Origin of the sequence: Micromonospora andamanensis (assembly GCF_016863495.1) — a bacterium.
Classification (GTDB): domain Bacteria; phylum Actinomycetota; class Actinomycetes; order Mycobacteriales; family Micromonosporaceae; genus Micromonospora; species Micromonospora andamanensis.
On sequence record NZ_BOOZ01000025.1, the window covers coordinates 1 to 25,209 of the forward strand.

20 protein-coding genes and 1 pseudogene are annotated in these 25,209 nt (G+C 70.0%); 7 read left to right on the forward strand and 14 right to left on the reverse strand.

The window, feature by feature from the left end:
- Window positions 1-261 precede the first annotated feature (261 nt).
- The gene (gene aceB, locus Van01_RS20280; RefSeq protein ID WP_204009837.1) at window positions 262-1,872 is read right to left on the reverse strand and encodes a malate synthase A; all 1,611 of its coding nucleotides are present in this window, start codon (window positions 1,870-1,872) and stop codon (window positions 262-264) included.
- On the reverse strand, window positions 1,869-3,140 hold the full coding sequence (gene aceA / locus Van01_RS20285; protein ID WP_204009840.1) for an isocitrate lyase: 1,272 nt from the start codon (window positions 3,138-3,140) through the stop codon (window positions 1,869-1,871). The genes aceB and aceA overlap by 4 nt, the downstream gene beginning before the upstream one ends.
- A gap of 215 nt (window positions 3,141-3,355) precedes the next feature.
- Here aceA and Van01_RS20290 point away from each other — a divergent pair, with 215 nt between their 5' ends.
- Window positions 3,356-4,750 (forward strand): short-chain fatty acyl-CoA regulator family protein, encoded by a 1,395-nt coding sequence (locus Van01_RS20290; protein ID WP_204009843.1) that lies wholly within the window; start codon window positions 3,356-3,358, stop codon window positions 4,748-4,750.
- A gap of 58 nt (window positions 4,751-4,808) precedes the next feature.
- On the forward strand, window positions 4,809-5,660 hold the full coding sequence (locus tag Van01_RS20295; RefSeq protein ID WP_204009846.1) for an endonuclease/exonuclease/phosphatase family protein: 852 nt from the start codon (window positions 4,809-4,811) through the stop codon (window positions 5,658-5,660).
- A gap of 10 nt (window positions 5,661-5,670) precedes the next feature.
- Here Van01_RS20295 and Van01_RS20300 read toward each other — a convergent pair whose 3' ends face one another.
- The 4 genes and pseudogenes from Van01_RS20300 to Van01_RS20315 form a co-directional block, all read right to left on the reverse strand.
- Window positions 5,671-6,528 (reverse strand): DUF4253 domain-containing protein, encoded by an 858-nt coding sequence (locus Van01_RS20300; RefSeq protein WP_204009849.1) that lies wholly within the window; start codon window positions 6,526-6,528, stop codon window positions 5,671-5,673.
- A gap of 107 nt (window positions 6,529-6,635) precedes the next feature.
- Entirely contained in the window at window positions 6,636-7,316 is a 681-nt protein-coding gene (locus Van01_RS20305; RefSeq protein ID WP_204009852.1) for a potassium channel family protein, read from the reverse strand.
- Window positions 7,309-8,675: pseudogene (locus Van01_RS20310) on the reverse strand (TrkH family potassium uptake protein). Before Van01_RS20310 ends, Van01_RS20305 begins: the two are co-directional and overlap by 8 nt.
- A 225-nt stretch (window positions 8,676-8,900) precedes the next feature.
- Window positions 8,901-9,332: a DinB family protein gene (locus tag Van01_RS20315; RefSeq protein ID WP_239099185.1), complete on the reverse strand. Its 432-nt coding sequence runs from the start codon at window positions 9,330-9,332 to the stop codon at window positions 8,901-8,903.
- A gap of 40 nt (window positions 9,333-9,372) precedes the next feature.
- Here Van01_RS20315 and Van01_RS20320 point away from each other — a divergent pair, with 40 nt between their 5' ends.
- Together Van01_RS20320 and Van01_RS20325 are read left to right on the forward strand one after the other, a co-directional pair.
- Complete coding sequence (locus Van01_RS20320) at window positions 9,373-10,416, forward strand: RNA polymerase subunit sigma-70 (protein WP_239099186.1); 1,044 nt, start codon at window positions 9,373-9,375, stop codon at window positions 10,414-10,416.
- A 66-nt stretch (window positions 10,417-10,482) separates the two neighbouring features.
- On the forward strand, window positions 10,483-11,325 hold the full coding sequence (locus Van01_RS20325) for a YybH family protein (RefSeq protein WP_204009860.1): 843 nt from the start codon (window positions 10,483-10,485) through the stop codon (window positions 11,323-11,325).
- A 22-nt stretch (window positions 11,326-11,347) separates the two neighbouring features.
- Here Van01_RS20325 and Van01_RS20330 read toward each other — a convergent pair whose 3' ends face one another.
- Both Van01_RS20330 and eda read right to left on the reverse strand, forming a co-directional pair.
- Window positions 11,348-12,451: a sugar kinase gene (locus tag Van01_RS20330; protein ID WP_239099187.1), complete on the reverse strand. Its 1,104-nt coding sequence runs from the start codon at window positions 12,449-12,451 to the stop codon at window positions 11,348-11,350.
- Entirely contained in the window at window positions 12,448-13,086 is a 639-nt protein-coding gene (gene eda, locus Van01_RS20335) for a bifunctional 4-hydroxy-2-oxoglutarate aldolase/2-dehydro-3-deoxy-phosphogluconate aldolase (RefSeq protein WP_204009862.1), read from the reverse strand. Before eda ends, Van01_RS20330 begins: the two co-directional genes overlap by 4 nt.
- Window positions 13,087-13,132: 46 nt before the next feature.
- Between eda and Van01_RS20340 the strand changes: the two genes are divergently transcribed.
- Window positions 13,133-13,909: an IclR family transcriptional regulator gene (locus tag Van01_RS20340; protein WP_204009864.1), complete on the forward strand. Its 777-nt coding sequence runs from the start codon at window positions 13,133-13,135 to the stop codon at window positions 13,907-13,909.
- 127 nt (window positions 13,910-14,036) lie between these two features.
- Entirely contained in the window at window positions 14,037-15,068 is a 1,032-nt protein-coding gene (locus Van01_RS20345; protein WP_204009867.1) for a LacI family DNA-binding transcriptional regulator, read from the forward strand.
- A gap of 51 nt (window positions 15,069-15,119) precedes the next feature.
- On the opposite strand, the gene Van01_RS20350 is transcribed toward Van01_RS20345, so the two are convergent.
- Genes Van01_RS20350 through Van01_RS20365 form a run of 4 tightly spaced genes read right to left on the reverse strand, consistent with a single transcriptional unit; the run spans window position 15,120 to window position 19,953 of the window.
- Window positions 15,120-16,838: an amylo-alpha-1,6-glucosidase gene (locus Van01_RS20350; protein WP_204009870.1), complete on the reverse strand. Its 1,719-nt coding sequence runs from the start codon at window positions 16,836-16,838 to the stop codon at window positions 15,120-15,122.
- A 57-nt stretch (window positions 16,839-16,895) separates the two neighbouring features.
- A complete protein-coding gene (locus Van01_RS20355; protein ID WP_204009872.1) occupies window positions 16,896-17,717 on the reverse strand; it encodes a carbohydrate ABC transporter permease in 822 nt (273 codons plus the stop codon).
- Window positions 17,714-18,688 (reverse strand): carbohydrate ABC transporter permease, encoded by a 975-nt coding sequence (locus tag Van01_RS20360; RefSeq protein WP_204009875.1) that lies wholly within the window; start codon window positions 18,686-18,688, stop codon window positions 17,714-17,716. Before Van01_RS20360 ends, Van01_RS20355 begins: the two co-directional genes overlap by 4 nt.
- 17 nt (window positions 18,689-18,705) lie before the next feature.
- On the reverse strand, window positions 18,706-19,953 hold the full coding sequence (locus tag Van01_RS20365; RefSeq protein ID WP_204009877.1) for a sugar ABC transporter substrate-binding protein: 1,248 nt from the start codon (window positions 19,951-19,953) through the stop codon (window positions 18,706-18,708).
- Between the two features lie 273 nt (window positions 19,954-20,226).
- Here Van01_RS20365 and Van01_RS20370 point away from each other — a divergent pair, with 273 nt between their 5' ends.
- Entirely contained in the window at window positions 20,227-22,059 is a 1,833-nt protein-coding gene (locus tag Van01_RS20370) for an RICIN domain-containing protein (RefSeq protein WP_204009879.1), read from the forward strand.
- A gap of 89 nt (window positions 22,060-22,148) precedes the next feature.
- Here the strand turns inward: Van01_RS20370 and Van01_RS20375 are convergent, their stop codons facing one another.
- Window positions 22,149-23,525: a glycosyl hydrolase family 18 protein gene (locus Van01_RS20375; RefSeq protein ID WP_204009881.1), complete on the reverse strand. Its 1,377-nt coding sequence runs from the start codon at window positions 23,523-23,525 to the stop codon at window positions 22,149-22,151.
- 173 nt (window positions 23,526-23,698) lie between these two features.
- Complete coding sequence (locus tag Van01_RS20380) at window positions 23,699-24,865, reverse strand: GH12 family glycosyl hydrolase domain-containing protein (RefSeq protein WP_204009883.1); 1,167 nt, start codon at window positions 24,863-24,865, stop codon at window positions 23,699-23,701.
- Window positions 24,866-25,209 lie beyond the last annotated feature (344 nt).

Sequence of the window (25,209 nt, forward strand, 5' to 3'; positions counted from 1 at the left end):
TCAGGTTCCCCTTTCCACGCTTTGCTCTGCTTCAACCAACGCAATAGCGACTGAGCTGGGCCTCCTCATGCTGACGAAGCCAGCTCGGCTCGACAGTCGGCTACGTAGTGCAACCGTTGCGTGGGTTGAAGCAGAGCAAAGCAGGCGGGGTGGTGGGCGGGTGGGCAGGAGGTGGGTACGGATCGTGACGGCCATTACGACTGAGGATGCCTGCCGCGCTCCCTGGCCGGCTCGCAGCCGGCCAGGGAGCGCGACCAGGACCTAGGCAGCCGCCAGGGCCGGCTCCCGGGTGGGCCGCAGGTGCCGGGCGTACGCGCTGGTGGTAAAGAACGACGGCAGGTCCTCGCCGAGCGCGGTCTCCTCGACGATCCGGGCGGCCTGCTCGGCGCGTTCCCGCTCGGTCTCCCCGCGCCCCTCGGTCACCGCTGCCAGTTCCTCGGCGAGCATCGAGCGGACCAGTTCCTCGGTCACCGATCCCCCGCCGGCCAGCGGCGTGCCGTGGTGCAGCCACTGCCACAGCTGGCAGCGGGCGATCTCGGCGGTGGCGGCGTCCTCCATCAGGTTCCACAGCGCCACCGCGCCCGTACCGCCGAGCCAGGCGTCGATGTAGCGCAACGCCACCGCCACGTTGGCCCGCACCCCCGCCTCGGTGACCTGGCCCGGGGTCTTGTCCACCGAGAGCAGCTCGGCGGCGGTGACCGTCACCTCGTCGCGGCGTCGGTCGAGCTGGTTTGGACGCTCGCCCAGCACCGCGTCGAAGACCTCCCGGCAGGTCGCCACCAGGCCGGGGTGGGCGACCCAGGAGCCGTCGAAGCCGTCGCCGGCCTCGCGCTGCTTGTCCGCCCGCACCTTGCTCAACGCCACCTCGTTGACCTGCGGATCACGCGCCGGGACGAAGGCGGCCATCCCGCCGATCGCGTGCGCCCCGCGCCGGTGGCAGGTCCGCACCAGCAGCTCGGTGTACGCCCGCATGAACGGCACAGTCATCGTCACCTCGGCGCGGTCCGGCAGGACGAAGTCCGGCCACTGACCGAAGTTCTTGATGACGCTGAAGATGTAGTCCCACCGGCCGGCGTTCAGGCCCGCCGAGTGCTCGCGCAGCTCGTAGAGGATCTCCTCCATCTCGAACGCGGCGGTGATCGTCTCGATGAGCGTGGTCGCCCGGATGGTGCCCTGTGGCAGGCCCAGGTAACGCTGGGCGAAGACGAAGACGTCATTCCACAACCGCGCCTCGCGGTGGCCCTCCAGCTTCGGCAGGTAGAAGTACGGACCCTTGCCGGCGTCGAGCTGCCGCCGGGCGCAGTGGAACAGGTACAGCCCGAAGTCGACGAGGCTGGCCGAGATCGGCCGCCCGTCCACCACGATGCCCTTCTCCACCAGGTGCCAGCCGCGCGGCCGGACCACGATCGTGGCCAGGTCGTCGCCGAGCGCGTACCGCTTGCCCCGGGCGTCGGTGAAGTCGATCCGGCGGTCCAGGGCGTCGATCAGGTTGAGCTGACCACCGATGACGTTCTGCCAGGTCGGCGCGGTGGCGTCCTCGAAGTCGGCGAGCCACACCTTGGCGCCGGAGTTCAACGCGTTGATCGTCATCTTGCGGTCCGGCGGTCCGGTGATCTCGACCCGCCGGTCCTCCAGGCCGGGTGCGGGCGCGGCCACCTGCCAGGTCGGATCGTCGCGGACCGCTGCGGTCTCCGGCAGGAAGTCGGGCAGCTGACCGGTGGCGTAGCGGTCGCGGCGGGCGCGGCGGGTGTCCAGCAGAGCCACCCGGCGGGCGGCGAACTCGCTGTCCAGCGCGACCAGGAACGCCAGTGCCTCGGGCGTGAGGACCTCGTCGAAGCGTTCGGCCATCGGGCCGATGATCTCGTGTCTCATGCGAACTGCTCCTCTTCGGTGGAGCCACGCAGGGCGGTGGTCTCGGCGGCCGGGTTGAGCACCGTGCTGATCAGGTCGAAATAGCCGGTGCCCACCTCCCGCTGGTGCTTGACCGCGGTGTAGCCCGCCGGCTCGGCGGCGAACTCGCGCTCCTGGAGCGACACGTACGCCGACATGCCGTCGGCCGCGTAGCCCCGGGCCAGGTCGAACATCGAGTAGTTGAGGGCGTGGAAGCCGGCCAGGGTGATGAACTGGAACTTGTATCCCATGTGGCCGAGTTCCCGCTGGAACTTGGCGATGGTCGCGTCGTCGAGGTGCTTACGCCAGTTGAACGACGGCGAGCAGTTGTAGGCGAGCAACTGGTCGGGGTACTCGTCCTTGATCGCCTCGGCGAAGCGGCGGGCGACCTCCAGGTCCGGCGTGCTGGTCTCCATCCAGAGCAGGTCGGAGTGCGGGGCGTACGCCAGGCCACGGGCGATGCACGGCTCGACGCCGTTGCGGACCCGGTAGAAGCCCTCGGCGGTACGCTCGCCGGTGACGAACGGCTGGTCCCGCTCGTCGACGTCGGTGGTGAGCAGGGTGGCGGCCTGCGCGTCGGTGCGGGCGATGACCACCGACGGCACACCCGCCACGTCGGCGGCCAGCCGTGCCGCCTCAAGGGTGCGGATGTGCTGGCCGGTGGGGATGAGCACCTTCCCGCCCAGGTGACCGCACTTCTTCTCGCTGGCGAGCTGGTCCTCCCAGTGCACCCCGGCGGCCCCGGCCGCGATCATCGCGTTCATCAGCTCGTACGCGTTGAGCACGCCGCCGAAGCCGGCCTCGGCGTCGGCGACGATCGGCGCCAACCAGTCGATGCCTGAGGTGTCGCCCTCGACGGTGGTGATCTGCGCGGCGCGCAGCAACGCGTTGTTGATCCGTCGCACCACCGCGGGCACCGAGTTGGCCGGGTAGAGGCTCTGGTCGGGGTAGGTGTGCCCGGCCAGGTTCGCGTCGGCGGCCACCTGCCAGCCGGACAGGTAGATCGCCTTGAGCCCGGCCCGGACCATCTGCACGGCCTGGTTGCCGGTGAGGGCACCGAGGGCGTGGATGTAGTCCTCACTGTTCAACAGCCGCCACAGCCGGTTCGCGCCGTGCCGGGCCAGGGTGTGTTCCTCCTGGATCGCGCCACGCAACCGAACCACGTCCTCGGCGCGGTAGCTGCGCCGCACACCCCGCCAGCGGGGGTTGGTGTCCCATTCGTGCTGCAACTGCTCGACCGCGGTAACCATCGTCGCTCATTCCCTTCGAATTCCGTCGTCACCTGGTGACGCTGCGCGAGACGCCGGCCGCCGGGTGTGCAGCCACGGTCACACGGCATACCGGAGATGGTCGAGAGACGGAAAAAGCCAATTATTGAAAAGTCAACACGCGATTTTGCAAAGTTGTGAAAGCGCCTATTCGCAGCGGTGCTAATGTGGCCGGACCAGAACGCCGGACCAGGGAGGTGAGGGCCGTCGCCAGGACGTTCGCCGGGGCCCGGCTGCGCCGGATGCGCGAGGAGCGTGGGCTCAGCCAGACGGAACTGGCCCGGCATCTCAGCATTTCCCCGAGCTATCTCAACCAGATCGAGCACGACAGCCGACCACTTACCGTTCCGGTGCTGTTACGCATCACCGAGCTGTTCGGCGTCGACCCGACGGTGTTCGCCGCGCACGACACCCCCCGGCTGGTCGCCGGGCTGCGCGAGGCGCTGCCGGGACGCGCCGGGCTTACCGAACTCACCGAACTGGCCACCCGGCTGCCGGAGGTCGCCGCGGCGGTCATCGAGCTGCACCGCCGCTACCAGCAGGCCGACGAGCAGCTCGCCGAGCTGGTCGGTGACCGGGAGCGGATCGGTCGCAGCCCGCACGACCAGGTAACTGAGTTCTTCTACCGGCGGCAGAACTACGTACCGGACCTCGACGAGGAGGCCGAGCGGCTGGCCGGACGGATGGCGCTGCGTCGCGGCGAGGTCCGCGCCCTGCTGCGCGACAGGTTGGCGCAGCGGCACGGCGTCCACGTCACCCGCGAGGACGCCGCCGCACTCGGTGGTGAACTGCACCGGTACCGCCCGCAGACCCGCACCCTGCACCTGTCCACGTCGCTGCGCGCCGGGCAGGAGGCGATGCGGATGGCGGCGCAGATCGCGCTGCTGGAGTTCGCCGACGTCATCGACGAGATCGTCGAGTCGGAGGAGTTCGACGACGCGCAGACCCAGATCCTCACCCGGGTCGGCCTGGCCAACTACTTCGCGGCGGCGCTGATCCTGCCGTACGAACACTTCCTGGCCGCCGCCGAGCAGCGTCGTTACGACATCGACCTGCTCACCCAGCACTACGCGATGGGCTGGGAGACGGTCTGCCACCGGCTCAGCACCCTGCAGCGACCCCGGGCGCGGGGCGTGCCGTTCTCCTTCGTCCGGGTCGACCGGGCCGGCAACATGTCGAAGCGCCAGTCGGCCACCGGCTTCCCGTTCTCCCGCACCGGCGGTACCTGTCCGCTGTGGACGGTGTACGAGGCGTTCGGGGCGCCGGGGCGGGTGGTCACCCAGGTCGCCGCCATGCCGGACGGGCAGCGCTACCTGTGGATCGCCCGCACCATCACCCGGCACCACGGCGGCTACGGCCAACCCGGCAAGGTGTACGCCATCGGGCTGGGCTGCGAGGTGCGGCACGCCAGCCGGCTCGTCTACTCCACCGGAATGGACCTGCACGCGGCCGAGGCGGCGACCCCGATCGGGCCCGGCTGCAAGACCTGCGAGCGAATGACCTGCCCACAGCGGGCCGCCCCACCGATCAGCCGGCAGCTGGACGTGGACGAGAACCGCAGCACCTTCATCCCGTACCCGCTGCGAACCTGACCTCCGTCCCGCCGGTACGGATACACTTTCAGCCCCTCCGCGAGCCCAGGGCTGGTGCATGGTTTCTCGTCCGATCCGCGTCCCCCGTTCGCTGCTTGCCGCCGCCGTCGCTCTGGTCTCGGTCGCCGCGTCGCTTGTCGGCTGCTCGGTCGTCGAACCGGCCGCTCCCGCGCCGCTGCGGGTGCTCCAACTGAACCTGTGCAACAGCGGCATGGCCACCGGCTGCTACACCGGTCGATCGGTGGCCCGGGCCGCCCAGGTGATCCGGGCCGAGGCCCCCGACATCGTCACCCTCAACGAGATCTGCTCCGGCGACGTGGACATGCTGGAGCGGGCGATGACCGACGTGCACGACGGCACTGTGGCGGCGGCCTTCCAACCCGCGCGCAACGGCCGTACCGGCGAACCGTACCGCTGCGTCAACGGCCAGCAGTACGGCGTCGGGGTGCTGACGCACATCCCGGCACCCGCCGCCGACCACGAGGTGCACGCCGGGATCTACCCGGCCCAGGACCCGGCCGACCCCGAGCAGCGGGCCTGGCTCTGCGTGGAAGCCAGCACCCTCTTCCTCGCCTGCACCACGCACCTGGCGTACACCAGCTCGACCCTGGCGCTCGCCCAGTGCGCACACCTGGTCGGCACGGCCATCCCGCAACTGCACGCCGACGGTCGCTACCGCCCCACAGTGGTCAGCGGCGACCTCAACCTGCGCCACGGCGGCACGCCAGACGTGCGGTCCTGCGTGCCGGCGGACTACCGCCACCGGCACGACGGCGGGGTGCAGCAGTTCATGGCCACGGCGGACCTGCGGATCGACGCCACCAGGTCGGTGAGCATGGAACGGACCACCGACCACGCGGCCTTCCTGGTGACGCTCACGCTGCCCGGTCAGGGCGACCCCGCGCACTGAGGGGCGTTTGTCAGTCCCACCAGAACGCCCAGGTCGGCGCGTCGACGATCCGTTCGGCGTAGGCGGCGAGGGTGCACGGCCGCTGCCCCTGCCACACGTTGTCGGGGCAGAAGGCGAAGTGCTCGGCGGCCACCCGCAACGCCTCGCCGGTTTCCTCCGGGGGCGCGGCGACGCTCAGATACAGCTCGGCGAACCCGACCCCGATCACCCGGACCCCGAACCGGTCCTCCCAGCTGCGCAGCACGGCCGACAGCCGCCCGGGATCGTTCGTGTGGTTGACCGCACCCTGCCAGCCCAGGACGGCCAGGGCGTCGCTGCCCCGCTCGGCGGGGACCAGCCCGAGGCGCATCGCCGGTTGGGCCAGCGAGAGCTGCTCGGCCCAGTGGTCCGCGTGCCGCTCCGGCGTCGTCCACGGCTCGCCGGGCGGTGCCAGCCCCGGCCAGTCCCGCCCGTACGGGGCGGTCACGGCGGCCCGCCGGTCGTTGGACAGCTGGTCGTCGCCGTCGTAGGGGGCGGTCTGGCCAGCCCACCAGCCGGCCAGCAGTCGCTCCGGATCGTGCTCGGTGGGCGACGACACCCGGTCGGGCCAGAACTCGCCATCGTCCCATGGACGGGTCGGCGCACCGTCGTAGCCGTCGAGCAGCAACGGCCACAAGCCCGACTGCGGGTGCGCCGCGTGCAACCGCGACCAGAGACCGGCCGGGGCCGGGTCGTCACTGAGCCACAGCGTGGGCCGATCGGCGTCGCCCTCGTCGCCGCGTACCGTCCGGCCGGGCGGGAGCGGCTCGGTCAGCGCCCGAGGGCGCGCCGTGGCATCCACGAACAATTCCGACAGCTCCGCCGGCATCTCGTTCAGCTGTGAGGTCACGACGCGTGAGGATAGTGGCCGCGTCCGACAACCCACGGCGACAAGCCGGTCGTGTCGCCGGGTCCTGGCCGGCCGAGGAGCCGGGCCGCGTGGTCGGCGCACAGCGCTTACTCGGCGGCAGCGAATCGTTCTACGTTGTCGACCGGACCGACGACCAGGATCAGATCGCCGTAGGCCAGCACGGTGTCCGGGGTCGCGTGGGTGAAGCCGGGATGACGGCCACCGATGGCGACCTCCGGCTTCACCGCCACCACTGTCACCCCCCACCGACTGCGGAGGCGCGACTCGCGAAGCGGCATGCCGACCACGTCGCGCGGGGGCTTGGTCTTGATGACCGCGAAGTCCGCGTCCACCTCGACGTAGTCGAGGATGCGGCCGGTGAGCAGGTGGGCAGTGCGTTCACCCATGTCGTGCTCCGGCGCGATGACGTGGTGGGCGCCGACGCGAGTCAGGATGTTGCGGTGCTGCCCGCTCACGGCTTTGGCCCAGATGTCGGGGATGCCGAGCTCCGAGAGCAGACTGGTGGTCAGGATGCTGGCCTGGATGTCCGTGCCGATCGCCACGACCGCCCGGTGGAAGTCGCCGACACCTAGTTGCCGCAACGCCTCGATGTCGGTCGAGTCCGCGGTGATCACGTGCGGAAGTTGCCCGACGAGACTCTGCACGGTCTTCGGCTGACTGTCGATGCCGAGCACCTCCGTGCCTCGCTTGGCCAGTTCAAGAGCCAGGGCGCTGCCGAAACGGCCCAGGCCGATCACGACGACCGGCTCGTTACGGATGTCAGCCAACGATCGTCCTCTCCTCTGGTAGTTCGAAACGCCGGTTGCGCTCGCGCAGCGCCAGCGCAGATGCGAGGGTGAGCGGTCCGATCCTGCCCGCGAACATCAGCAGCACGAGCAGGACATTGGCCTGTGGTGGCAGGTCACCTGTGATGCCGGTGGACAGGCCGACGGTACCGAAGGCGGAGATCACCTCAAACAGGACCGCGTCGAGCCGGTGCGGGGTGATCGCCAGGAGGATGAAGGTGGCCACAGCCACCGCACCGGCGCTGAGCAGGACGATCGCGAGGGCCTGGCGTTGGTTGCTAGCGGGGATCCGGCGATGACCGACGTTGACCTGGGTCTCGCCGCGCATCTCGGACCACAGCACGAACGCGAGCAGCCCGAAGGTGGTGATCTTGATACCGCCGGCCGTGCCCGCGCTGCCGCCACCGATGAACATCAGCACGTCGCTGGCGAGCAGACTTTCCGGCCGCATCGCCCCGATGTCGACGCTGTTGAAACCGGCGGTACGGGTCATCGCGGAGGCGAAGAACCCAGCCAGCAGTTTCTGGGGTCGTTCAGCGGGCCGAACGTGCCCGGGTTCGAGTACTCGGCGAGGGTGAACACCACGGTGCCGAGGGCCAGCAACGCGACGGTGAGCGTGACGGTTATCCGGGTCGTCACCGACCAGTACGAAGGGTGGCGCCAGGAGCGGGCCAGTTCGAAGACGACCGGGAATCCCAGCCCACCGAGGATGACGGCCGCCGTGACGGTCAGGGTGATCCAGGGGTCGGCCACGTAACCCATCAGGCTGTCGGCGTAGGTGGAGAAGCCGGCGTTGTTGAACGCGGAGATCGCGTGGAAGACGCCCTCGTAGAGCGCCGTACCGAACGGACGCTCGTACGCGGTGGCGAAACGGATCGTGAGCAGCGTGGCGACGACAACCTCGCTGACCAGGCTGAACACGACGATGCGGCGCACCACGCCGCGTACGTCACCCAGGTTGAGGCTCTTGGTCTCCGCTTGAGCGAGAAAACGGGCACGCAGCCCGAGCCGGCGTGACAGCAGCACGGTGAACAACGTGGCCAGGGTCATGATCCCAAGCCCGCCGATCTGAATGAGCAGCAGGATGACCGCCTGCCCGAAGCCGGACCAGTAGCTGCCGGTGTCGACGGTGACCAGGCCGGTGACGCACACCGCCGAGGTGGCGGTGAAAAGGGCGTCCACCAACCCGGTGCGGTGTCCGGATCGGGTCGCCCACGGTAGGGACAGCAGGCCGGTGCCCACCGCGATCGCCACGGCGAACCCGACGGCGATCATCTGTGCCGGATGCCGGAACCGGTCACCCCGTCGCTGCCAGGCGGGTCGCCGGGTCACGAACCGCATGACTGGCCGCCCACCACGCCGAAGGCCGGTCCCGACGATGAATCCGGGTTGCAAAGGACCCGCCCGACGGACCGGTCCACCGGTCGCCGCTGGTCAGCAGCGATCACCACACGGCGCATCTTCGCACGGCCGGGCACCCGGACGCCTGGACGGGCGGACGGAGGCGATCTGACGACGCCCGTCCGGCCGGGACAGCGCGTCGCTGTGCCGGTGCGGTGAGGACCACTACTCGGCGAGGATCTGCTCGCGGAGAATCTCGGCGTGTCCGCAGTGCTGGGCGAGTTCGCGCAGCACATGCAGGTAGACCCAGCGCAGCGGCAACGGTCCGCGACGGTTGCCGGGCAACAGGTCGTCCAGGTCGAGAGCCGCGGTGGCGCGGCGGGCGGCGGCGCAGGCTTCCCGGTGTGCCCGCCGTACGCCGTCGATGGTGTCCGAGTCGTCGAGCACGAACGACTCGTCAGGCGTCGCGGGGATGCCGATGTCGGCGCGCGACCGGCCGGTGACCGCCTCGTCGAACCAGACCTTCTCCACGAACGTGGCGTGCTTCACCAGCCCCAGCAGGGTGGTCCGGGACGGCACCAACGACCGACGCGCCTGCTCCTCGGTCAGACCGTCCAGGCAGCTGCTGAGCATCGCGCGGTGCTGATCGGTGGACACCGCGACAGCATGCCAGCTCTGCCGGCGTAGCCTGGCCCCGGTGGAGCTGGATCGCACACCGGCGCGACGGGCGGATGGGTCGGACGCGGAGCTGCTGGCGGCGGCGCTGGCCGGTGACGGTGTGGCCTTCGGTCGTCTCGTGGGGCCCGTGCGGGACGAGTTGCGGGCGCACTGCTACCGGATCCTGGGCTCGCTGCACGAGGCGGAGGACGCGGTGCAGGAGACGTTGGATCGGGCCTGGCGTGCGCTGGACCGCCTCGACGACCACTCCGGGATCCGGCCCTGGCTGTACCGGATCGCGACGAACCGGGCGTTGACGCTGGCCGCGCGGCGACGCCGCCGTGAACTGCCCGCCGCCCTGCGTCCGGACGCGGCTCCGGCGACCGAGGTGGCGTGGTTGCAGCCGTACCCGGATCGGCTGATGGCCTGGGCCGACCACCTGGACCCGGCGGCGCGGGTGATCGCCCGGGAGAGTGTGGAGCTGGCGTTCGTCGCCGCGTTGCAACACCTGTCGGCCCGGCAACGCGCGGTCCTGCTGCTGCGCGACGTGCTCGACTTCCCGGCCCGCGAGGTCGCCGACCTGCTGGACACCACTGTCGTGGCGGTCAACAGCGCGTTGCGGCGGGCCCGCGCGGTGCTCGCGGGCCGGCTGCCGGACCGGACTCAGCAACGGACCCTGGGCACCCTCGGCGACCCGGCGCGGCGGGAGCTGGCCCGCCGGTACGCGGCGGCCTGGGAGGGCGGTGACGTCGAGACCCTGGTGGCGATGTTGACCGAGGAGGCGCGGTACTCGATGCCGCCGCAGCGGGCCTGGTACCAGGGCCGTGACGCGATCCGCGGTTTTCTCGTCGAGGCGGTGCTGTCGCACCGCTGGCGGTTCCTGCCGGCTCGGGCGAACGGGCAGCTCGCGTTCGGCACGTACCGCTGGGACGACGACCGGGCGAGTTACCTGCCGGCGGGCCTGGACCTGCTGGCGCTGGACGGTGCCCGGGTCACCGAGGTGGTCTCCTTCCTCGACGCCCCGTTCCCGGCTTTCGGCCTGCCTGACCGACTCGCCGGAGACGAGTTCGCCGCGCGGCGGTGAGTTTCCGTTCCGGCCGGGGTTGTAGGTGTGACGGACCCGATCGACGCCGGAAGGACCGAGCCGAGCATGACCACGAACGAGGAACAGATCCGCGAGCTGATCGAACGTTGGGCCAGGGCGGTACACCAGGGGGATCTCGCCTCGGTGCTCGCCGACCACGCCGAGGACATCGTGATGTTCGACGTGCCGCCGCCACAGCAGGGGGTACGCGGAATCGACGCCTACCGGCAGACCTGGCCGCCGTTCTTCCGGTGGCAGGCCCAGGGCGCGTCGTTCGAGATCGAGTCGCTCGACGTCACGGCCGGTGACGACGTGGCGTTCGCGTACGCCCTGCTGCGCTGCGGCACGCCTGACGACCTGGCCGAGGCCCCCGACCGACGGTTGCGCCTCACCTTGGGCCTACGCCGCCACGACGACCGCTGGGTGGTCACCCACGAGCATCATTCGTTCGCCCTCGACCCGGCACCCGACCGGGACTCCGCCTCCGACGAGCGGGAACTGCACGCGCTGCACGAGCGGTGGTTCGCCGCGACAGCGGCGAAGGACCTCGACGCCCTGATGGAGCCGATCGCCACCGATGTCGTGTCGTACGAGCACGAGGCACCGCTGCGGTACGTCGGCGAACCGGCGGTACGCGAGGTCTGCCGGGCCGGCCTCGACGCCTCCGGTGACGGCGCGGTGAGCTGGGAGGTGCCTGACCAGACGCTCGTGGTCGACGGGGATCTCGCCGTGTCCTGGGGCCTGAACCGGGTACGGGTCACCCCGCCCGGTGCCGCGACAGTCGAGAGCTGGTCGCGCGGTACCCGGGTGTTCGCCCGACGCGACGGCGGCTGGCGGCTGGTGCACCAGCACCTCTCCTACCCGTTCGACCCGACCACCGGTGCCGCCCGGACCGACCTGCTCCCCTGAGCGGACCGAGCCGGGGCCGCGGTCAGCGTTGCACCCGGGCACCGGCTCCGCGTACCAAGGCCTCCACCTCGGCCAGGCTGGCCATCGACGTGTCGCCCGGAGTGGTCATCGCCAGCGCACCGTGGGCAGCGCCGTACTCCACCGCGAGCGCCAGGTCACGTTCGCGTTCGAGCAGGCCGTAGATCAGCCCGGAGGCGAAGCTGTCGCCGCCGCCGACCCGGTCCAGGATCTCCAGGCCGGGTCGGTGGGTGGCCTCGGCGAACGCGCCGCCGGCCCAGGCCACGGCACCCCAGTCGTTCACTGTCGCGCTGCGCACCCCGCGCAGGGTGGTCGCCACCACCTTGAAGTTGGGGTACGCCCGCACGACGGCTTCGATCATCGCCTTGAAGTTGCCGGCGTCGAGCGCGCCACTGTGGATGTCGGTGTCCGGTACCGGGAAGCCCAGGCAGGCGGTGAAGTCCTCCTCGTTGCCGATCATCACGTCCACCAGGCCGGCAAGTCGGGTGTTCACCTCGCGCGCGCGGTCCTGGCCGCCGACGGCCTTCCAGAGGCTGGGCCGGTAGTTCAGGTCGTACGAGACGAGGGTGCCGTGTCGACGGGCGGCGGTCATCGCGGCCTCGGCGGTCTGCGCGGCCGTCTCCGACAGGGCGGCGTAGATGCCGCCGGTGTGCAGCCAGCGCACCCCGAGCGTGCCGAAGAGGTGGTCCCAGTCGACGTCGTCCGGCTTGAGCTGGCTGGCGGCGGAGTGGCCCCGGTCGGAGGTGCCGACCGCGCCACGGACGCCGAAGCCACGCTCGGTGAAGTTCAGACCGTTGCGGACGGTGCGGCCGATCCCGTCGTACGGCAGCCAGGTGACGAGGCTGGTGTCGACACCGCCCTGGAGGATCAGGTCCTCCAGCAGCAGGCCGACCTCGTTGCGGGCGAACGCGGTGACGACGGCGGTGCGCAGGCCGAAGCAGCGGCGCAGCCCTCGGGCCACGTTGTACTCGCCGCCGCCCTCCCAGGCCCGGAACTGGCGGGCGGTGCGGACCCGGCCCTCTCCGGGGTCGAGCCGCAGCATGACCTCACCGAGGGAGACCAGATCGTAGTGGCAGTCGGCCTTCGGCCGAGGGTTCACCGCACTCACGCCGCACCCCCGGCGGCGGCCAGCGCCTCCCGGGTGCGGTCGGTGATCTCGTCCCACTGCTGGCCGGCGATCAGGTCGGCCGAGACCATCCAGCTCGCCCCGACCGCCAGGACCGCCGGCAGGGCCAGGTAGTCGGCGATCACCGCGGCGGTGATGCCGCCGGTCGGGATGAACCTGACGTCGCGGAACGGGGCCGCGAGGGCCTTGATCATGGCCGCCCCGCCGAGCTGCTGGGCGGGAAAGAACTTGACCACGTTCAGGCCGGCGTCGAGGGCCATCTGGATCTCGGTGGCGGTGGCGGCGCCGGGCACCACCGGCACGTCGGCCTGCTGGCAGGCGCGGACCACGGCCGGCGCGAAGCCCGGGGTCACCACGAACCGGGCACCGGCTGCGATCGAGCGCTCTGCCTGCTCGACGGTGAGCACCGTGCCGGCGCCGACGGTCAGGTCGTCGCGGGCGGCGAGCGCCGCGATGGCGTCCAGCCCGGCGGCGGTACGCAGGGTCACCTCGACGGCGGTCAGACCGCCCTTGACCAGGGCGTCGCCGAGCGGGTCGGCGAGCCGTGCGTCGTCGAGAACCACCACTGGCAGCACCCGACCGACAGGCAATTGTTCAGAACTATGAACGTTGGTCACGTACGTGACCTTACTGGAGGCCGGCACCCTTCGCTAGAGTGGCCCCGTGTCCACCGCACCCGAGGACTTCCAGCCCGTGAAGTCGGCCGGGCGCACTCTCGACCTGCTCGAACTGCTCGCCGATCACCCACAGGCTTGGGCGCTGGGTGACCTGGCCCGCGCCCTCGGCATCCCGAAGAGCAGCCTGCACGGCCTGCTGCGCACGTTGACCAGCCGCGGCTGGGTACGCACCGACGAGACCGGCAGCCGGTTCCGGCTCGGTCTGCGCGCCCTCCGGGTAGGAGCCGCCTACCTCGACGGGGACGACCGGATCGGTCTGCTGGCCGGCGTGCTGGATGAGTTGTCCCGCCGCTTCGGTGAAGCCGTCCATCTCGGCCGACTCGACGGCGACCAGGTCGTCTACCTCGCCAAACGGGAGTCGGTGCACCGCCTGCGGCTGTACAGCGCGATCGGCCGCCGACTCCCGGCACACGCCACCGCATTGGGCAAGGCCCTACTGGCCGAGCATCCGGACCAGGAGGTCGACCGGATGCTGACCTGGCCGCTGGCCCGTCTCACGCCACACACGGTCACCGACCCCGAGGCCCTGCACGCCGCCCTCGCGGCGGTGCGGACCACCGGCCACGCGGTCGACCAGGAGGAGAACGCCGAGGGCATCCGCTGCGTCGCGATGGCCGTACCGCTGGCCCGCCCGGCTGTCGACGCGGTGAGCGTCTCGGTCCCGGTCAGCCGGCTGAGCCCGGAGCTCGAAGCGGCGATCGTCGCGTCGCTGCGGGAACTCCTAGGTGACCTCGCCAAGGCCCGGAGCATGCTGAGCGCGTGACGTCAGCCTGTGGGGCGACCTGACGGCACGGAGTCGGGCGATCGATCCCCCCGCGCTGCCCGGCGACGTTGACCCTGCCCGGCACCCCTCATAACCTGGGTGAATCGATTCGACTGCGAGGAGCGGGATGAACATCGGGGAGATCGCCCGCCGCGCGGGCGTGTCCCGCAGCACCGTGTCGTACGTGTTGAGCGGCAAGCGGGCGGTGTCGGAACCGACCCGGCAGCGGATCCAGGCCGTCATCGACGAGTTGGACTACCGCCCCAACGCGAACGCCCGGGCGTTGAAGGAGGGCCGTACCCGTACCCTCGGCCTGGTCATCCCCCCGGCCAGCCAGCGCCTGACCGACATGCAGCTCGGCTTCGTCGCCAGCGTGGTCGAGGCCGCCGCCCGCGCCGACCTGGACGTGCTGCTCTCCCCGTCCGGCGGCGACCACGACAGGTCGTTCGAGCGGATCGTGACCGGGCGCCGGGTGGACGGGGTGATCCTCATGGAGATCCGGCTGGAGGACGACCGGGTCACCCGGCTGCGGCAGAGTCGCCTGCCCTTCGTGACCATCGGGCGCACGGCCGAGCCGACCGGCACCAGCTGGGTCGACGTCGACTACGAGGGTCTGATCGCCAGGTGTGTGCACCATCTGGCCGACCTGGGCCACCGGCACGTCGCCCTGGTGAACCGCTCGGCCGAACTGGTGGCCGCCGGCTACGGACCCGGGCACCGCGCCCTGGCCGGGTTCTCCCACGCGGTGGCCGAACGCGGACTGACCGGCGTCGACCTGTGCTGCGGCGACGACGCGCCCGCCGGCGAGGCCGCCATGAGCCGGCTGCTGACCACCCGTCCGGAGGTCACCGCCGTTGCCACGATCAACGAGGCCGCCCTGCCCGGCGTACAGCGGGCCCTGCAGGCCGAGGGCAGGCTGGTGCCCCGCGACTTCTCCGTCGTCGGGGTCGCCGCCGCGCACTGGGCCGAGGACTTCCGCCCACCGTTGACAGCGGCGGACGTGCCCACCCTGGAGATGGGGGCCGAAGCCGTGGCGCTGCTGCTCGAACGGATCGCCGCCCCCACCGCCGCCCCCCGCCACCACCTCTACCACCCACCCGTCTCGCTGAGAGCCAGCACCGCCCCACCCCCGACCTCCGACCCCCGACCGCAGCGTTGATCAAGAGGTTCTCGCCGTGCCCGGCCGCGCGGCGCGACGAAAACTTCTTGATCAACCAGGTGGGTGGTGCGGGCGACGGCGTTCGTGGGCGGCGGCGAGGATGAGGTAGCTGCTGGCGGTCCAGGTGTACGCCCGGTCGCGCAGGCCCGCGCCGGTCTCGGCGTCGAAGTTCTCGGCGAAACCGGACTTCTCGCACAGGGCACGGAACCGGTGGCTGATCTCATCGGCAAACCCGGTGTGTCCGGCCCGGCGCAGGCCGTCCTCGATCAGTACGGTGGCCGGTGCCCAGATCGGACCACGCCAGTAGCCGTCGGCGGCGTAGCACGGCGAGTCGACAGGCTCGGTGGCGAGGCCGTGCGCGGTCAGATGACGCTTGAGACCACCGGCGAGCCCGGCGCTCACCTCGGCGGGCAGGTCGGCACCGAGCACGATGGGCATGAGGTCGAGCAGACTCGTGCTCGACCTCGGCCGACCGGTCCTGGCACTCCGGGCCACGAACCGCTGGCCGTCCCAGAGTTCACTCAGCAGGTCACCTCGGACCTGGCTCGCGGTGCGGCTCCACTGCCCCACTTCCTCAGGCAGGTGCAGTTCGGCGGCCAGGTCCGCGAGCTGACGCAGCTGCACCAGCAGCAGAGCGGCGAGATCCGGTGTCTCGACGGTCCGATCACCGTCGAAGGTTGTCGCGTTGTCCCACCCACTGTCGTTGCCGTGCTGGTAGTGCGGCAGGTGGTGCCCGGATACCCGGCGTTGGTCGAGCCAGAAGGTCGTCCAGCGGGCGAGCCGGCGGTACATGTCAGCCAGTTCGGCACGCGACAGTGGCCGGGACAGCCGCTGCCGCAGCTGCCGCAACGCCCAGCCGTGCACCGGCGGCTTGACGTAGTTGTACAGCACCTCCGAGTGGGCGACGGAGTCCGGCAACGCACCCGTAGGGTCCTGATGGTCGAAGGGGAGGTGGAACTGGTGCCAGGCCAGCTCGGCGTCCGCCTCGGCCAGGGCCAGGGCATTGAAGCAGTGGTCCCAGCTCCACACCTTGTTCATCCAGTGCTTGGACATCAGCACGGCTGGCCGGGTGAGGAAACCGCCAGGCGCGACAGTCGCCGACCACAGCACGTACGCGGCCAGTTCGGCAGCGGGAGTCTCGGAGCTGCGCCAGGGCGCCACCCGGTCGACGAAGCTGGCGAACTCGGCCGCCGTCGACCTCACGAGCTGATCGAAGTCACGGTCGCCCGGGTAGCGGCGGCGGGCCGACTCGTACTCCTCGACAGCGATCTCCCACGGCTGGTCGGCTGGCAGCTCCACGACCCGCTCGGCGGTGCCGAGCGCTTCGACGCCCTCGGCACGCGGGTGGCCGCGAAGTGAGGTGACCCGGTAGCGGCGGCCGGTCTCGTACGAGGTGAAGACGTACGAGTCATCGACTGGGTCGTGGAAGAGGTAGGTCCCGCTGAACGGGGTGAGGGTGTCCCGGGCGGCGGCGATCCGCAGACCGATTCCGCGACCGCGCAACCGCACGGTGTCCCGGCCGTCGTAGGTCAACTCGATCTGTCCGGTGCGGTTGCGCCAGCTCAGCAGCGCCGCGCTGGCCGTCACCGTGGTGTCAGCCGAAGGCGTCAGCCGGAGCACCGGATGCATCCCCGTCTGGTGCGAGACCAGATGCAGCTCCGGTGCGTGGGTGTGCGCTGCCACCACCGGCGAGATGCTGAACCAGGACCCGTGGTAGCTGAACGGAATCTCCTGGATGGAGAACGTCGGGCCGGTACGGACGACGGTCATGACAGGTGGCTGCCTTTCCGGGTACGGATGGTGCGACTGCTCCGAGGATCGGCCGGATCAGTCCTTGACGGCGCCGGCGGTCACCCCGGCGGCGACGTAGCGTTGGGCCAGGACCAGCAGCAGGGTGGTGGGGATGGACGCCACCACCGCGGTCGCCATGATCGCGTTCCACTGCTGGTTGTTGTTCCCGATGTACTGGTAGATGCCGAGCGTGATCGGCCGATGAGCGCCACCACCGGCCAGGGTGGAGGCGAAGACGAAGTCGGACCAGGCCCAGAGGAACGCGAACAGCGACACGGTGACTATCGCGTTGCGGCTCACCGGCAGCACCACCGACCAGAACGTCCGCAGCCGGTTCGCGCCGTCGACGAGCGCGGCCTGGATCAGGTCGTCAGGTATCCCGGACATGAAGGCGGTGAAGATGAGCACCGCGAAGGGCACCGCGATCGTCGAGTCGGCCAGGATCAACCCGGGCACGGTGTTGAGCACGCCGAGGTTCAGGTAGATGGCGTAGAAGCCCATCGCCATGATGATGCCGGGGATCATCTGCGCGATCAGCAGGACGAAGCGGATCGCCCCGCCGCCGGGCGGCCGGAGTTTGGCCAGCGCGTACCCGGCGGGGGCCGCCAGGATCAGGGTGAGCAGTACGGTGCCGAGCCCGACGACCAGACTGGTGCCGACGTACGGCAACTGCTGGCCGAGCACGGCCCGGTAGCCGTCGAGCGTGCCGTCGAGCGGGAACAGGTGCGGCGGGCTCCTGCGCACGTCCTGATCCCGGGTGAACGACACGTTGATCATCCAGTAGACCGGAAAGAGCATCAGCCCGGTCAGCATCACCCCCAGCCCGGTTCGCCACCAGCCACGCGTCGGTCGGCTCATGACAGCCGCCGCCGATGCTCGAATCCGATGTAGCAGCCGCCGGCGGCCACCGCTAGCAGGATCAACAGGTTGCCGACGGCCGCCCCGGAGCCGAACTCGGGCAGCAGGTTGCCGAACCCGAGCCGGTACGACCAGGTGGCCAGGGTGGTCGACGAATCGGTCGGGCCGCCCCTGGTCATGATCCAGATCAGGTCGAAGACCTTGAGCGTGTAGACCAACCCGAGCAGCAGCGTGATCGCCGATACCGGGCGCAGCAACGGCCAGGTGATCCATCGAAAGCGCTGCCAGCCGCCCGCTCCGTCCAGCTCCGCCGCCTCGTGGAGCTGGCGCGGGATCGCCTGCAGGCCGCTGTAGAGCACGACCAGGTTGAACGGGATGCCGATCCAGATGTTGGCGATGATCACCGACACCAGCGACCACCGGGGCGAGGTCAGCCAGTTCACCGGATCCGCGCCGACAAGCGCGAGCCCGGCGTTGACCACACTGGCCTCACTGTTGAGCAGCCACGACCAGGTGGACGCCGACACGATCAACGGCAACAGCCAGGGTACGAGGAACAGCGCGCGCAGGGTGCGGGAGAGCGGGAAGTGCCGATGGAAGAAGAGCGCCAGCAGCAGTCCGACGGCGAACTGGCAGACAAGTGACGTGACGGTGAAGACGAGCGTGTTGAGCAGCGCCTGCGGGAACGTCGGCGCGGCCAGCACCGCCCGGTAGTTGTCCAGGCCGGCGAAGGGCGCACCACCCTGGACGAAGGAGCGGACCGTGTACTCGCGCAGGCTCAGCTCGACGTTGCGGTACAGCGGATAGGCATAGAAGGCGATCAGGTATACGACCACCGGGGCGAGGAAGGCCCACGCCGCCCACCGGGCACCGCCGGGGCGGCGTCGGCGGGCCGACGGGGCGGTGGGCACCGCCGGGGCGGCCTCGCGCACCGTCGCTGATCGCGGGGTACGGGTGACGTCGATTCCCATGTCGCTGACGCGCCTGGTCAGCTCGTCGCGCTGGCGGCGGTCCGCTGCGCGGCCGACAGCGCCTCCTGTGGCGTCTGTGCGCCGCTGAGTGCGGACTGCACAGCCGTCCACAGCGGCTCGGAGATTCTCGGGTACCGGGTACCCAGGTCGTCGCCGGTGCGGCCCTTCGCCGCCTTCACCGCGTCGACCCAGACCTTCAATGCGGCGTTCGCCGCCACCTGCTGCTCCTGCACGGCGGCGACCGGGGCGATGTAGGACAGTGTGGTGTCCGTGGTGAGCAGGTTGTCGCCGCTGGTCAGGCAGGTGACCAACTGCTGCGAGGTGGCGTACCGCCCGGTGTCAGGCTGCACCGGGATGGAGATGAACTCGCCGCCTGTGGGTGCCGGCGCGGTGCCGCCGGCGCGGGCCGGAATGGGAATGATGCCGTACTCGAAGTCCAGCTTCGCCGCGTTGGCCAGCTGCCAGGTGCCGTTCTCGCTGAACGCGTACTCGCCGCTGGCGAACTCCTGCCAGCTGGTGGTCTGCGTGTTGTTGATGACGGAGTTGGGCGCGTGGCCAGCGGCCAGCCAGTCGGTCCACAGCGTCAACGCCGCCACCGCCGGCGGCGCGTCGAGCGCGGTCAGCTCGGCCCCGGCTCCCCAGAACCAGGGCAGGAACTGGAAGCTGCCCTCCTCGGTGCCGATCGCGGAGAAGGTGATGCCCTTCTTGCCGGCGGCTTTGACCTTGACCAGTGCCGCGGTGAGGGAGGGCCAGTCAGTCACCGTGGCCACGTCCACTCCCGCGTCGGCCAGCAGGTCCTTGTTGTAGTAGAGGGCGAGGGTGTTCGCGCCGATCGGCACTCCGTACGTCTTGCCCTCGCTCTGCCCGGCGCCGAGCAGGTTGGGTTCCATCGTCGACACGTCGAGATTCGTCTCGGCGGTGGTGGTCAGGACACCGGCCTCGGCAAGAGTGGAGATCACCGGGTTGTCGATGATCAGCACATCCGGGGAGTTGCCCTGTTGTGCGGCGAGTAAGGCCTTGTTCGTCAGGTCGGTGGTGTCGTAGCCGGTGCGTTCGACGGTCACCCCGGCTGACGTGCCGCAGTCCTTGAGCAGCCCGACCCAGTCGGAATCCTCGGTGAACTGCGGGTACGGGTCCCAGACGGTGTACGTCCCGCCAGCCTCGGTCGAGGGGGATTCCGCGGAGCAGGCGACGGCCGTGGCGGCGAGGGCGGCGGCCAGCAGGGCGGCACCGACGGTGCGCCCGCGCGGGATGGATCGGGTCATCTGACGCCTCGCTTCGATCTCTGTGGCGGACGCTGCTCACCATCAACCCTATGTCGAACCGATTCGCGGAATCGGTTCGGCCGACCATAGGCCCACCTCGGCGAACCGGTCAAGGGCGAGCGCGGCAACGTCCAGCCATCGGGGAGAAACATGCGCTTCACCCCGACGACACGGCGTTGACATTTACAACCGTGAACTCCTACGCTCCGCAGCGAATCGGTTCGACCGCAGCTCTCCGCCCTCCGGACGTGCTCCCGTCGCAAAGGAGTCCCAGTGCCACTCCCCCGCACGAGCAGACCAGGACCTATCCGCCGCCTCACCGCCCGACTCGCGGTCGGTATCCTCGCGGCCACCTCCGTCGTCGCGGTGTCCACGCCGGCCCGGGCCGCCGACGAGTCGATGAGCGTCAACTTCTCGGTCACCAGCGGCGCACCGACGTACCGCGCGGCCGGCTGGATCTACGGGATGACCGAGAACGCCGCCGGCCCGGCCGACCACTTCTATCGCGACGTGAAGTTCCGGTACATGCGTGCCGGGGGCGCGCAGCTCCCCGGCAGCGGCTGGGTCGGCGGAAACTACGAGCGCCGGTGGAACTCCACAGTCGCCCAGGCCCGCCGGACCAACGCTCTCGGCGGTGAGTTCATCCTCCTGCCGCACGACCTGTGGGGTGCCGACGGTGCCGCGATCTCCCGCTTCCCCGGCGACAACGGCAACTGGACCGACTACGACAACTTCCTCAACCGGGTCATCAACGACGTACGCGCGGCCGGGCTGAGCGTGCAGTGGGACATCTGGAACGAACCGAACATCACGCTGTTCTGGAACCGCCCGATTTCCCAGTACTTCGAGCTGTGGCGCCGTACCTACCAACGCATCCGGGCCGAGTTCCCCAACCAGCTCATCGTCGGGCCCAGCTGCGCGTGCGTACCGTCGACAAACCACGCCTTCTGGAACCAGTACCTGGACTTCGTCCGCTCGACAAACACGATCCCGGACATCGTCAGTTGGCACGCGCTGCCCGGTGACCCGGTGGCAAACGTCGCCGCCGCCAACGCGACCCTCGACCCGCGCGGCATCCCGCCCCCCCGCCCATACCAGATCAACGAGTATGCCGCGCCGGACGAGCAGAACCCGGCCGACGGTGCCTGGTACATCGCCCGCCTGGAGCGGGCCCGCGCCGACGGCCTGCGGGCGAACTGGGCCAGCGCCGGCAACCTGCACAACGACCTCGGCAACCTGCTGGTACGCAACTCGGCCGGGCAGCACCAGCCCAAGGGCGAGTGGTGGGCCTACCGCTTCTACGGCGCGCAGACCGGGCAGATCGTCTCGGTCTCGGCCAGCCCGTCGTACGACGCCTTCGCCACGAAGACGACAGGTTCGGCACGGGTGCTGCTCGGTGGGGGCCGCACCACCGGAAACCTCACAGTGAACCTGCAACGGCTCGACACCACAAGCGGCATCGTGCAGAACAACCAGGTACGGGTACTCACCCAACGGATCCCCAACAGTGGCGGCGGCGCGGTGCAGGGCCCGATCACCGTCTCGAACAGCGTGGTGAATGTGAGCGGCAACAACGCCACAGTGACGGTGCCCTACTCCAACCAGACCGACACGTACACGCTGACCCTGCTGCCGCCGGCCGACGGCGGCTTCCAGTCGGTGGCCGTGGCGCAGCACTCCCAACAGTGTCTCGACAACACCGACCGCAACACCGCCGACGGCAATGTGCAGCAACAGTTCCATTGCCAGGGCGGCGACCAGCAGCTGTGGAACTTCCAGCCGGTCGCCGGGGTGGCGAACACCTTCAGCGTGGTCAACCAGCAGACCGGCAAGTGCCTTGATGTCAGCGGGGTGTCCACCGCGGACGGCGCGGCGGTGCACCAGTGGGGCTGCCACGGCGGCCTCAACCAGCAGTTCACCCTGCGCAAGGTGACCTACTCGGGCAACGACCCACACGACTACCAACTGGTGGCTCGGCACAGCAACAAGTGCGTGGACGTCAGCACCATCTCCACCGCGCCCCGCGCCGCTGTCCACCAGTGGACCTGCAACCCGGTGGGCCAGGGCAGCCCGCTCAACCAGACCTGGCGGCTGTGGGGCCGGTGACCGCCGATCCCGGCCGATGAGAACCCGCCGGCCACGGCGGTCCCGCCCCGGTCGGGACGGGGCCGCCGTGGCGTTCCGGGCGGGCGAGGTCAGGCCGGTAGGCGCCAGACCTGGTTGGCGCCGGCGAAGCAGTCCCAGATCTGCAACCGGGTGCCGTCGGCGGAACTGTTGCCGGTGGCGTCGAGGCACCTGTTCGACACCGGGTTGCGCAGGGTGCCGTTGGACTGGGCCTGCCAGACCTGGGCGCCTGTGCCGTTGCAGTCCCAGAGCTGGATCGGGGTGCCGTTGGCGGTGCCGGCGCTCGTCACGTCCAGGCACTTGCCGAGGGCGCGCAGGGTACCGTCGGTGCCGACGGTCCAGCGCTGCGCGTTGGTGCCGTTGCAGGTGTAGAGCTGAACGGCGGTGCCGTTGGCGGTGCTGGCGGCGGCGACGTCGACACACTTGCCGGCGATGCCGGTGATCGGGCCGGTCCGGCCGGTCGGCGGCGGGGAGCCACCAGTCACGGTGTCGTAGATCGCGCTGACCAGCGAGGTCGAGCCACCGGTGTCCTGGGTCAGTTCCCAGTTCATCATGCCGCCGGCGTTTGCCATCGCCCACTGGGTCTTGCGCTTCACCGTCGGTACGCCGTTGTAGCACTGCTGGGCGCCGCCCACGGTGGTGCAGTCCCGGTTGGCGTTGGCCGGATCCATGCCGACCAACTGGGTGTAGGTGTAGTAGCCGGGCCTGCTGTAGAAGGGCACCCCGAGGATGGCCTTGCTGGCCGGCAGACCCCGGGCCTTCCAGCCGTTCACCGCGTTTATCGACCAGTCGTAGTTGGCGTGTGGGCTGCCGCCGTCGTACGCCATGATGTTGAGGAAGTCGACGTGGTTGAAGACCGATGTCGGTACGCCGTCGCGGTAGTAGCCCTCCGCGACGACGGCTGCGGTGAGCAGCTTGCCCTGCGGGCGCAGCGCGTTGCTGAGCTGCTGCATCAGCAGGCTGAAGTTGTTGGCCGAGGTACCCGGGTCGGGATACTCCCAGTCCATGTCGACACCGTCGAGGCCGTACTGGTTGACGAAGCTGACCACGCTGTTGACGAATGTGGTGCGGGTGCCGGCGTTGGCCGCGAGGGCCTCGAAGGCGGAGTCGTCACCGTCGTTCCAGCCGCCGATGGCGATGGAGACCTTCACGTTGTTCGCCCGGGCCAGCGACACCAGCGAGGTGAGCTTGCTCGGGTTCTCCACCGCGCGCAGGGTGCCGTTGCTGTTCGGCAGCACGAACGCGTAGTTGATGTGGGTGAGCTTGTTGTACTGCACCGAGTTGACGTTGCCGGTCCAGGACGGCAGGTAGCCCACGCTCTTGAAGTTGTCGGGCAGCACCACCGCCTGTGCGGCGGTCGGGGTGACGGCGAGAGTGGCACCGGCGGTGACCAGCGCGAGCAGACCGGCGGCCAGGGCCGAGCGCGGCCGGGGACGTGGTGAGGACATCGAGGACCTTCCCATGACAGGTGAGGGTGCCGTGCCGCCACGACCGGTCGTTGTGGAGCCGCCGATGACCGGCCGTGGCGTACGGGTGCTGGGTTCCTCGAGGCAGCCAAATCTTAAAGAGTGTTAACCGTAGCGGTCAATGACGTCCTTCGATCGGATCCGGCCGGCCCGGTTCAGCCGACGGTGACCTGGTACAACGTCGTGTTGACCTCACCGCTGCCGGTGAAGATCTCCGGTCCCGCCTGGACGCTCGTCAGGTACTTCGAGCTGCTCATCCAGCCCCGGGAGACCACGTCGTTCGTGAAGTCGCGGATGTTGAGGGTCGCGCTCGTGGTGTTGCTGGTCCGCACGTAGGAGTAGACGTTCCAGGTGCCCACGTGGCCACGCCAGACCTCCCAGGTGGTCCCCGCGATGGTGACGGTGCCCTGGCGACTGCCGGCCGGCGAGGCGTTGGACCGGTAGAGCCAGATCATCAGCTCGTCGGTGGGCTGGTCCGCGGAGCCCGGGTCGGCCATCGGGTGGAACCACATGTCGTACGCGACGTTCATGTTCGACGAGCCGTTGGCGGTGACGTTGAACCGCCAGTTGGTGGTGACGTCACGGTTGGCCGAGACCTGCACCGGCAGGCCGGTGTTCGGCCGCCGCCAGCCCCAGTGCCAGCCGAGGATCGCCGCCGCGTACGACTTGACGCTGCTCGGGTCGCCGCTCCAGGTGTAGCTGGTCCCCCAGTAGATGGGGTCTCCCGGCCCTCCGTTGGACCAGATGCACTGGCTGCCGGTGGCACCGGTGGCGCCCCACTGGTTGTTGGGAATCCAGTACTTCCCGATGTCGATCAGATCGCTGCTGTTGCACAGCCGGCCGGTGGGCGGATAGTCGGGTACCGGCGGCGGAGTGGTCCGGGTCGGCGTCGGGGTCGGACCTGGGTTGCTGGAGCCGGTGCAGGTCACGCCGTTGAGCGCGAACGCGGTAGGCACCGGGTTGCTGCCACTCCAGGTGCCGTTGAGTCCGAAGTTCGCGGTGCCGTTGAGGCCGATCGCCCCGTTGTACGGCATGTTCGCCGCGGTCACCTGCGCAAGGTCCTGGGTCACTGTGGCGTTCCACGCCTGCGTCACCCGCTGCCCTGAGGCGTACGCCCAGGTCAGGCGCCACGACGTCACCGGCTCACCGAGGTTGGTGATGGTCACGTCGGCGTTGAAGCCGCCCTGCCACTGCGCGGAAACCGTGTACCGCACCGCGCAGCCGACAGCTGCGGCGTGCGCGACAGCGACTCCGACGGCGGCGGTGACGACGGTGCTGGCCACCGCGGCGGCGAGCAGGGCGATGCGCTTCCGTTTCACCATTGCTCTCTCCTTCAGTCCCGGCCGCGGTCCGGGCGACCGGGACTGTTCGCGTTCACAACTGCGGCGAAACGCGCCGAGCAGGTCGTGATCGCGGACGGAGGCGGCAGCCGGCAGCGGCGTGTGCGTGACCGGTCCCGCGCCTGCGGCGCTGGCCCCGGCCGTCGCGGCCCATCGCGCCCGGCGACCGTGCCCTGGAAGTCGCCCGGCGGACACGGCGCCGGCTCGGTCGCCCTGCCCATCATCGAGGGCCGACGCTGTGACGGTACGACGGCAGCGAGACGACAGTCAATGAACTGTGCTCGCGCCCAGGGGCCACCCGATCCACTGTCGACATGTGGTCAGTC